This is a genomic window from Bradyrhizobium sp. MI1.10, from assembly GCF_055811035.1.
Genome location: NZ_JBVVPN010000098.1, coordinates 1 through 9,686, shown reverse-complemented (window position 1 = coordinate 9,686; position 9,686 = coordinate 1). Strand labels below are relative to the sequence as shown.

Below are 9,686 nucleotides of genomic sequence, written 5' to 3'. Positions count from 1 at the left end.
CATCCGGGCAACCCTCGTCGCAACATCGAGGGTGAGTCGCCTCATTTTGTGGGGGGACATACAGTCTAGCGGACATCCGGCCTCGAAAAAGACACCGCTTGTGATGGTAAGGTGCCTCTCCTCAAAATCATGGAAACGAGGTCGAGATGACCGACACCTCTCCTGCGAATGCTCCGTCTGCTTCCTCGATCCCCGCAGACGATCCTGGTCGCTGCCTGACGGTAGCCGATCCTGACGGCGCCGGCGTGCCGCATATCTCGGTGGCGGGCGGCACTTACACGATCCTGGTGTCGGGCGCGCAGACCGCGGGACGCTATTGCTTGGTCGATATGCTGGTGCCCGCCGGCGGTGGCCCCCCGCCGCATCGCCATGACTTCGAGGAAATGTTCTCGCTGCTCGAAGGCGAACTCGAGTTCACTTTTCGCGGAAAGTCGCACACCGTACGCGCGGGATCGACCGTCAACGTTCCGGCGAACGCCCCGCACGCGTTTAAGAACCTGTCCGGCAAGACGGCTCGCATGCTCTGCATGTGTACGCCGGCAGGACAGGATGAATTCTTTCTGGCGGTCGGTTTCCCCGTCGAAGGCCGCACATCGCCGCCGCCGAAGCCGACCCCGGAAGAGATGGCCGAGAAGGGAAAACTGATCGCGGCCCTGCTGCCGAAATATCGCACCGAGATCGTCAAGATGTGAGGCACATCCGCCTGACTGACAGCCAAGAATGGAGGCGGCCGCCGCAGAGTCGAGGCGGCCGTTCCTTTTCGCCGGTGATCGCTTGTGGCCCATCGCGATGGCTGGCACACGGCGGCGACGTGTCCGAAGCGAAAGGTAGAGCGGAAGTCGTCCCACTCGGCGGCCGACCGCCGCCTTTGACCCGAAGAAGAACGACGTCCGGAATCCCCTTGGTTGAAAATGTGCTATCATGCCTCTTGGGATAGCGTTTGCTGTCCCGGAAATCTAGGAGGACATGGCAGTGAAAGTCTCGGCACTTTTGTCCATGGGTATCGTTGTCGCGATCTTGTCGGTGGCGCCGGCGAATGCCCGCGATACTCAAAAGATCCAGAAACCACAGACAGCGCCGGTATGGAATCCAGGTGAGCCTTGGCCTCCCAAGTGGGCCACTTTCGAAGCTTGCCAGGCAGCCGGAAAGAAGTGGGCTTGGGATCTAAATGCCACTTCTCAATGGTGCAGCGCTCAATCGTACGACAGAGTGAGCGGCACCGTTCGCTGATGGCGAAGTTGGCGCGACAGAACAAGTTGAGGCCGCTCCAACGGGCGGCCTCTTTCATGTCAGCGCTAAGCCTGCGATGTCGCCTGTTGGCCATGAGCCAGCTCGCTAAAGCGAGCTGATCATGTCCGCTCCCAAACCGTGAGGAGGGGCAACGATGCCTTCGACCGCAGCATCATGTGCATGCATGACGGCAAGCTGCTGGGCGGCAATTCGGCCTTCGCGGATCTCGGAGGCTATGTCGAGCGCGACGGCGAGATCATCGCCGAAGTCATCACCGAACGCCACCGGCACCGCCGACAGCGGCGCGAAACAAAGGCCACCGCGAACACCAGAACAGGATAATGCGTCAGGTTTTCCATGGCACCGTCCACTCGACCAGAACGCCAAATCCCGGATAACCCTTCTGCGACACAAATCACATAACGCTTGTTGCTCACCCCGTCACCAATTCGCAGACGGCAACTGAGTCAATGCTGCTGACGCGGTTGGCCCGAAGGCGAAGCTGGCGATAGCGTCCGGCAAGTCGGTGGTTGAGGCCAGACCGGACGTGGCGGAGACGCGACCAATTCGACTCGAATGATCCGAGTCGGACATCCTTTGATCTAGATCAACCCTGAAGTGTGTCGTTCCGGTTTCCCTACGCCTCAGCCTCGGTCAAAGGACCCAGTACCGGAAAATGCATATCGAGCGAAACAGCGTCGCAAATAAACAGAGTCACAAATGAAGCAACGCAGGCCGCTGATGTAGGGGCCCGGAGATCGTGATGCACCTGGCTGACACGAAATCGTCGTCGGACGACGGACAATCGTTCGAGCATCCAGCAGGTGAGGGGATGCTGTATGTGCCGGGCGGCACGTTCCGCATGGGTTCGGATCGGCACTATCCGGAGGAAGCGCCGGTCCACCGCGTCGCCGTGGATGCCTTCTGGATGGATTGCCATTCCGTCACGAACCGGCAGTTCAAGGCGTTCGTCGGGGCTACCGGCCACGTCACCGTTGCCGAGATCACGCCCGATCCAAAGGACTATCCCGGAATGCTCCCGCACATGGTCTATGCGGGCTCTCTGGTGTTCTCGCCGCCTGACCATCCGGTCAGCCTGCGGGACTTCAGCCAGTGGTGGACCTTCGCCAAAGGTGCGGACTGGCGGCATCCCTACGGACCGGGGAGCAAAATCCAGGGGCTCGACGATCATCCCGTCGTGCATGTGGCCTTCAGCGATGCGCTCGCCTACGCAAGATGGGCCGGCAAGGATTTGCCGACCGAGGCCGAATGGGAATTTGCGGCGCGCGGCGGACTGGACGGCGCCGAGTTCGCATGGGGAGATGAATTTACGCCTGACGGCCGTCATATGGCCAACACCTGGCAGGGCGAATTTCCGCGCCAAAACACCAGAGACGACGGATTCGAACGGACATCGCCGGTCACGGCATTCCCGCCGAACGGGTACGGGCTGCACGATCTGATCGGCAATGTCTGGGAGTGGACGTCGGACTGGTACTCGCCTCGGCATGAAGCCGACGCTGCAAAGGCCTGCTGCATTCCCGAGAACCCGCGCGGCGGCCGCGAGGCTGATAGCTACGACCCGAGAACCACCAACGTCAAGATCCCACGCAAGGTCATCAAAGGCGGCTCGCATTTGTGCGCGCCGAATTACTGCCGACGCTATCGGCCGGCTGCGCGGCATGCGGAGCCGATCGACACTTCCACAAGTCATCTTGGATTTCGGTGCATCAGGCGAGGAACCTCTGACGCATCTTAATGGGAGAGCGATGCCATGTTGAATTGCGTATTTGATGACAAGCTTTTGGTCGCAACGCCACGCAAGAAGCAAAGCTGGCTCAAGCGGTCCAGCGCAGCGCTGCTCGGTGCGACGATGATGATACCGTCGTCGGGATTGATCAGCACTCCTGTGGCTGCCCAGCCGGCGCAAAAGCCCAATATCCTCTTCATCATGGGTGACGACATCGGCATCATGCAGCCGAGCATCTACCATCGCGGTTTGATGGTCGGAGAGACGCCGAACATCGACCGCATCGGAAACGAGGGCGCGCTCTTCATGACTTATTATGCGGAGCAGAGCTGCACCGCCGGCCGCAACGCGTTTTTCACCGGCATGCATCCGCTGCGCACCGGCATGATTCCTCCGCAATTGCCCGGCAGCCCATCGTGGCTGCGGCCCGGTACGCCCGCCATTGCCAAGTTCTTGCTCGACCTCGGTTACAACACCGGCGAGTTCGGCAAGAATCATCTTGGTGATAATCCCGAGGCGCTACCAACCGCGCATGGTTTCCAGGAGTTCTGGGGGTACCTGTATCACCTCGACGCGATGCAGGGGGTGAGTTTCCCGGACATCAACAAGAGCCCGACCGTGCAAGGCATTGCGCCGCCGTGCAAGGCAACCCCGGTCCCGGGCCTTACCGATGTCCCCGGCGCCGTGGATCCTCGAACAACGACGTGCCTGACGCCGCCGCGGCCGGTGCTTGCGTGCAAATCGTCGGACGGCTCACAAGCAAACCAGAGCTGCAAGGACGAAGGTCCCTTGACGCTAGACCGTTCACGAAGCGTGGACGAAGAAATCTCAGCCAAGGTCATCGACTATCTTGATCGCAACGATCCCAAGAAGACCAACAAGCCGTTCTTCGTCTGGTACAACCCGGCGCGCATGCACATCACGACCGTGCTGCCGCCGAAATACGAGGCGATGATTGGCGAGCCGGGTGGCAAGGACTGGGGCCTCAACGAGGCCGGCATGAAGCAGATGGACGACAATATCGGCTATGTCCTCAAGAAACTCGAAGACATGGGCCAGCTTGACAATACCATCATCGTCTTCACGACAGACAACGGCGCCGAGAACATCACTTTTCCTGACGGCGGCACCACCCTTTTCAAGGGCGGCAAGCTGACCACCTGGGAAGGCGGCATGCGTGCCCCGATGGTCGTTCGCTGGCCGGGCCACATCAAGCCGGGCACGGTCAAGAGCGAGATGATGTCGGCACTCGACTGGCTGCCGACGTTGGTCGACATCGCCGGCGGGCCGAAGGGCGACGCTTTGAAGAAGCAGATCGAGGCTGGAAGCTACCCCGGCATCGTCAAGACAACGCTCGACGGCGTCGATCAGCGCGCCTATCTCGAAGGCACGGATAAATCCGCGCGCGAAGTCTTCTTCTACTACACCGGCGCGCAGCCATCGGCGGTACGCTACAAGAACTGGAAGATGTACTACACGATGGTGCCGGACACCGGGACCGGCGGGTTGTTCGGAGCGCAGAGCTTCCATTGGACGCAGGTCGCCAACATCAAGCGTGACCCATTCGAGCAGACGGTCGGCTCCGATGCCAAATCGTTGCTGGGCTATGCCGGTTCGATCGGCTCGCCGAGCACCGCCTACCTGTATGACTGGAATATCCTGCCCCTCGGCCAACTTCTCTGGGAAAAGGAGCTATTCTCTTACAAGGACTTCCCTCCGATGCAGGCGCCGGAAACTTACAACCTCGATGGTATCCTTGCTGAAATGAAGAAGTCCGGCCATCAGAGCGAGTGAACGAGGCGGGATAGTATGCCTTGATGATGTCTAAGCGGGCGGTCTTGAAAAAAGCCGCCCGTTGCAAGCACAATTGTGTCAGCGTCGGGTGCCGTCCCTTCAACTCCGATGATCCCCAAGGCTGCTGACGCCCCAAGGCTACTACTCCAATTTTTCTACCCTTTGCTACCCCAAGACTATCGGACGATCCAATCCGTCAACGCGACGCTGACAAGCCGATGATGCACTTGCTCTGCCGCGTTCGAGAGAACTGCAATAAGGATTGCCGTCATGTACAGACCGCTTGGGTCAATACTGCTGGCTACCGCAGCTCTAATGTTCAGCCCGTTGGTGCAGGCGCAACAGGCAACAGCACCGCGGGTTGCAGCCGAAACGCCGCGGTCGATGTTGGCAGCGCAGATTCGCTTGCAAGGTTTCACCTGTGACAAACCGCTCGGTGCCTCAAGGGATGCAAAACGCTCGCGTCCGGATCGGGCCGTCTGGATCCTGAAGTGCAGCAACGCAACATATCGGGTCACCCGCTCTCCCGACATGGCGGCGAAGGTCGAACCGCTGCTGTAAGCGACGCACTTCATCTGCCCCTGGTGGCCATGCGAGATAAGCAATCGATGTCAGCTTCTGGGCTCCTGGCCGAAGGCCGGTTGAACATGTGTCATATCGGCTGTCAGAGGCAAGCCGGACGCCGATCCAGGTTGGCGTCTTACCGCCGCAATGCGGACATTGGCGCGGATTTCGGATAGCTTCGAGATTAGGCTTTCTCTAGAATGGTTACGCAGCATCTTCCGGAGTTTCGCATGCAAAACTCGGTCAAGCACTTCGCCTCGGCGGTGGTGCTGCTTGCGTTGATGGGTTCGGCGACAGCCTTTGCGCAGCAAAACAATAAGCCCAACATTGTTTTCATTCTCGCCGATAATGTCGGTTACGGCGACCTTGGGTGCTATGGCGGCGGCGAGTTGCGTGGGGCATCGACGCCGCATCTCGATGCAATGGCTCGAGACGGATTGCGCCTCACACAGTTCCTAGTGGAACCGGCGTGTACCCCCTCCCGTGCAGCGCTGATGACTGGGCAATATTCGATCCGAAACGGTCTGTCGCTGATCGCTATTGAGGGTAGTCCCTATACGCTTCCCGCTAATGCCTTCACCATGGGCGAGATGTTCAAGAGCGTTGATTATGCGACTGCGATCTTCGGGAAATGGCACCTTGGAAGTGCGCCTCAAAGTCTGCCGACCGCGCACGGCTTTGATGAGTTCTACGGTATCCCGCCGGACATTAGCTGGGATGCAGCAACATACCCGGCTACAATCGCGCTCACGCACTCAATCAATGAGCCGTACGAGACACTGCTGAAGACTGGGCCGCAGATCGTTGAGGCGAAGGCCGGAGGCCCGCTACAGGCGGTCAAGCCATTTACCGAGGACGTCCGCGCCAACATCGACGATGAGTTCGTGGACAGATCAATCGATTTTATGAGGCGCCAGAGAGCATCGGGACAGCCCTTTTTTCTCTATCTTCCTTTTTCAATGGGGCACTTTCCAAACTTGCCTTCTCAACAGTTCAAAGGAAAATCACGGATCGGCAACTACGGCGACAAGTTGATGGAGGGAGACTATCACGTCGGACAAATCCTAGATACGCTGAAGCAACTCGGCATCGACGACAACACAATCGTTGTCTTTGCCTCGGACAATGGCCCCCAGGGCCAGACCGCGCGAGAACACGGCAACCAGGGAACGCCTGATATGGGTAATTCAGGTCCGTTTCGCGGAGAGTTAGGCGAAGTCACTGAAGGAGCAATACGGACGGCGGGGATCATCCGGTGGCCCGGCAAAGTCAAGGCAAACACAACCACATACGCCATGTTCTCGATCATGGATTTCCTGCCGACCTTTGCCCACATCGTCGGTGCCAAGATGCCAACAGACCGCCAGATCGACGGGATCAATCAAGCCGATCTCCTGTTGGGCAACACGGCGACAGCGCCTCGCGAAAGCCTTTTGAGCTTTATCGGTGGAGATCTCGTCGCCGCGCGCTGGAAACAGTGGCGTATCTACTTCACGGACGTCCATCCGACCGGCATCGGACCACAGCGGCAGCCCGGCATGTTCTCCGCGAGTGCGCCGATGGCCGGCTACCCGAAGATTTACAACATTGAAATGGATCCGCACGAGGACCTCATCGTCGCGGCAATGTTTGGCTGGGTATCGGGTCCTGCGCTCAAAACTGTCGAAGAGTATTTAGCGACCCTCAAGAAACATCCAAATCCACCACCGCCGAACATCACGCAATTTCGTAGCGGCGGTTAAACTGGCTCGGCGGTTTGTCCGCTTCTGACCGTTGCGGACATTCTTGAGCAATATTGGGTGCCGCCAACATAACGCCGTGGGGCTTTTCTGCCGCCCTGATCCGATGTCGCTGTAGGGGAGTCGGTTCGCCACAGGAGACCGAAATGAAACGATCAATCGCGCTGTCGGCATTGCTAATAATTGGGTTCGCTGGAAGCCCTGGAAGGGCGAGTGACGTAGTCTATTGCCAATACGCTGGCTATCCGGTTGCTTGCATCGCACGGCCGGGATTCGGGGGCGCCCCAATTCACGACACTCGCCGAATTCCACCCGCAATTGATGCTCGCCCAAGCGGCCTTGTAAGGCAGGACTTGTTCGATCGGAATAACCCAAACAACCTACGATCGGATTGGCCCAGTCCACCTGCTCAACCGGGCGCGCTCTGAAAGTAGCACTGAGCTGATCATGGCCTGCGAGCAGTAGGATCAGACCCCGGTGGAGTGCTTCGGACTTTAGCCATTCAACGCTGCATCCGCTCGTGGCCCATTGCTTCAGTTTGCGCGGCGCAGCAGACGTCAGGAGGCGGAATTAGACCGGAAGTCATTGCCCGAGGAGTAAATCTCGCAATTGATCCATAACGCAGTGGTTACGTCATTCGCCCGGCGGTGGCGCCAGCAACCTGACATTGTACCTTGGTACAATGACCTGAGGGATATCCAATGAATATGGTCGCTCGTCGAACGACCAGCGGGCGAGAGAGGATTATTCAAAGAATTGATACGGAAAAAGAATTGATGCGGAAGGGGAACTGGCCATGTTTGTGCGTATCCCAACGGATCGACGACCTCAGCCCAATACGCTCGATGAATTCGGTTTGACGAGTGCATTCAACCGAATTATCGGCCTCGGTGAGTTTACATACCGAAAAGGCACTGAAATCTTCGGCGAAAAAGAGCCCGCTGTGTATGTCTATCAAGTCAAGCATGGTGCGGTGCGAAGTTACAAGTTGCTCTCGGACGGTCGGCGTCAAATCGGCGCCTTTCACTTAGTGGGCGATATCTTCGGGCTTGAAAACGGCGATGAGCATCGATTTACCGCAGAGGCGGTCGTCGAAACCGTCGTGCGCCTGATTAAGCGAGAAAGCCTTCAATTGGTAGCCGCAAAAGACGCGGTCGTCTCGCACAACCTACTCAGCATGATCACCCGCAACCTGGAGCACGCAGAAAACCATATGCTGCTTCTGGGCCGCAAGACCGCGGTAGAAAGGGTCGCCGCCTTCTTACTTGAGATGGATTTCCGCACGGGAGCAGACAAGATGTCGCTCCCCATGACTCGTCTCGACATTGCGGACTATCTCGGCTTGACGCTCGAAACGGTTTCTCGCGCGCTATCTAGCTTGCGTAAAGCGGGCGTCCTTACGTTCCTAGACCACGATCAGCGAGAGATCATGTTAAACGACAGGCGGCGGCTTGCCGATTTCGATCCGCAAGGACCGGCACAACACTGATACCAAAATGCGACGGGCCGTGCTGGCGACGATGAGAGATACACAGTCCCTCCACACCGATGACCGCGACTATTTACTGAGAGGAGCTAAAGCGATGAGCCCATTGATTTAGCTCAATGGATTGCCGCGATCCAGGTTCAAGGCTCTGTGATGAACAAGCCGTCCGGATCCGATAAGCCCGAGCCCAAACCAACGCGCTTGGAGGAGGCGCGCCGGATCGTTGAGGAGTACGCGAATGACCTTCGCGAAATCATCCGGAAGCTGCGTGAGAAGATGAATTGAAGCCGATTGGATTTGCTCAAAGTTGAGTTCTTCGCATTTTGACCCAAGGCAGTCCCAATCTTGGCGGTGCGAGTTTTGCCGAAGTAGCACAGGCTCGCAAAGGCCGACCGACTACTACGAGACGTGGCATTGGGCCACGGTTCAAGCGCAAGGAGGAAGCCATGATAAATCTGAAAGTTCTTGGCGCGGTCGTTGTTGCGGCATTCGCCCTGTCCAGCTCTGCTGCACTGGCGCAGGCGGCCCTCTCCAATCCGGACGAATGCCAAGCTGAATTCGCCAGCTGCACGGGTTTAGGAACCGGGAGTACTCCCACCGGAGGTTATCGATATCGGCAATCAACTCGGCGAACGGCGTATCGCCAGCCGGCGGCGGCCGACGCTACCGTCGGCAGCTGGGGCAATTCCTACGCCATGTCCGGCGAGATGGGCTGGCACGGCAACTGGAATGCGTATGCTGCCCGCAACGGCATCGTCTGTAAGCCCGGCACCTATTTCAAGGGTGCTGACGGTCTGCGGCATCTCTGCCAATAGGTCATCCTCTCTAAGGCTGAATCAGACGGCCCCACAGGGCCGTCTGATTCATGCCTGAGGGTGGCACTCGTCCTGAGTGGGCGACAGCGTGGAGCCAGGCAGGCGTCAGTCTGCGGGAGCTGATGACTGCTTCTGGCCCATCGCCGCCGTCCGAGGGGCGGCTCGTCATGTCGGTTCTCAAGGCGGACCGGAAGTTTTGCACCCGAGCGCTCGACCGAAGCTTTTGACCCCAATGTATGGTCCGGCCGCGCGTTGCAAGAGGTTTCGTCAACCTGGCAGATGCGGTCTTGCATCAATGTATCCGGCCT

General features: G+C 58.5%; 8 protein-coding genes. All 8 read left to right on the top strand.

Annotated elements, in window-relative coordinates; translation table 11 throughout:
• Positions 1-146 precede the first annotated feature (146 nt).
• The 8 genes from AC0L3K_RS39845 (at position 147) to AC0L3K_RS39810 (ending at position 9,378) form a co-directional block, all read left to right on the top strand.
• Positions 147-692 (top strand): cupin domain-containing protein, encoded by a 546-nt coding sequence (locus AC0L3K_RS39845; protein WP_219685721.1) that lies wholly within the window; start codon positions 147-149, stop codon positions 690-692.
• Between the two features lie 718 nt (positions 693-1,410).
• The gene (locus AC0L3K_RS39840) at positions 1,411-1,572 is read left to right on the top strand and encodes a hypothetical protein (RefSeq protein WP_198288334.1); all 162 of its coding nucleotides are present in this window, start codon (positions 1,411-1,413) and stop codon (positions 1,570-1,572) included.
• A gap of 421 nt (positions 1,573-1,993) precedes the next feature.
• A complete protein-coding gene (locus tag AC0L3K_RS39835; protein WP_219685709.1) occupies positions 1,994-2,989 on the top strand; it encodes a formylglycine-generating enzyme family protein in 996 nt (331 codons plus the stop codon).
• A 114-nt stretch (positions 2,990-3,103) separates the two neighbouring features.
• Positions 3,104-4,774: an arylsulfatase gene (locus AC0L3K_RS39830; protein WP_219685713.1), complete on the top strand. Its 1,671-nt coding sequence runs from the start codon at positions 3,104-3,106 to the stop codon at positions 4,772-4,774.
• A 270-nt stretch (positions 4,775-5,044) separates the two neighbouring features.
• Positions 5,045-5,335, top strand: a complete 291-nt coding sequence (locus AC0L3K_RS39825) for a hypothetical protein (RefSeq protein ID WP_219685710.1) — start codon at positions 5,045-5,047, stop codon at positions 5,333-5,335.
• A 233-nt stretch (positions 5,336-5,568) separates the two neighbouring features.
• On the top strand, positions 5,569-7,080 hold the full coding sequence (locus tag AC0L3K_RS39820) for an arylsulfatase (protein WP_473368124.1): 1,512 nt from the start codon (positions 5,569-5,571) through the stop codon (positions 7,078-7,080).
• Positions 7,081-7,873: 793 nt separating this feature from the next.
• Positions 7,874-8,566 carry a helix-turn-helix domain-containing protein gene (locus tag AC0L3K_RS39815; protein ID WP_219685711.1) on the top strand — a complete coding sequence of 231 codons (693 nt, stop codon included), beginning with the start codon at positions 7,874-7,876 and terminating at the stop codon, positions 8,564-8,566.
• Between the two features lie 443 nt (positions 8,567-9,009).
• A complete protein-coding gene (locus tag AC0L3K_RS39810) occupies positions 9,010-9,378 on the top strand; it encodes a hypothetical protein (protein ID WP_219685712.1) in 369 nt (122 codons plus the stop codon).
• Positions 9,379-9,686: the final 308 nt, after the last annotated feature.

What these genes read in the sequence shown, in the direction of transcription:
- AC0L3K_RS39815 (WP_219685711.1), top strand. Translation starts at nt 7,874, where the DNA reads ATGTTTGTGCGTATCCCAACGGATCGACGACCTCAGCCCAATACGCTC.
- AC0L3K_RS39810 (WP_219685712.1), top strand. Translation starts at nt 9,010, where the DNA reads ATGATAAATCTGAAAGTTCTTGGCGCGGTCGTTGTTGCGGCATTCGCC.
- AC0L3K_RS39840 (WP_198288334.1), top strand. Translation starts at nt 1,411, where the DNA reads ATGCATGACGGCAAGCTGCTGGGCGGCAATTCGGCCTTCGCGGATCTC.
- AC0L3K_RS39820 (WP_473368124.1), top strand. Translation starts at nt 5,569, where the DNA reads ATGCAAAACTCGGTCAAGCACTTCGCCTCGGCGGTGGTGCTGCTTGCG.
- AC0L3K_RS39835 (WP_219685709.1), top strand. Translation starts at nt 1,994, where the DNA reads ATGCACCTGGCTGACACGAAATCGTCGTCGGACGACGGACAATCGTTC.
- AC0L3K_RS39830 (WP_219685713.1), top strand. Translation starts at nt 3,104, where the DNA reads ATGATGATACCGTCGTCGGGATTGATCAGCACTCCTGTGGCTGCCCAG.
- AC0L3K_RS39845 (WP_219685721.1), top strand. Translation starts at nt 147, where the DNA reads ATGACCGACACCTCTCCTGCGAATGCTCCGTCTGCTTCCTCGATCCCC.
- AC0L3K_RS39825 (WP_219685710.1), top strand. Translation starts at nt 5,045, where the DNA reads ATGTACAGACCGCTTGGGTCAATACTGCTGGCTACCGCAGCTCTAATG.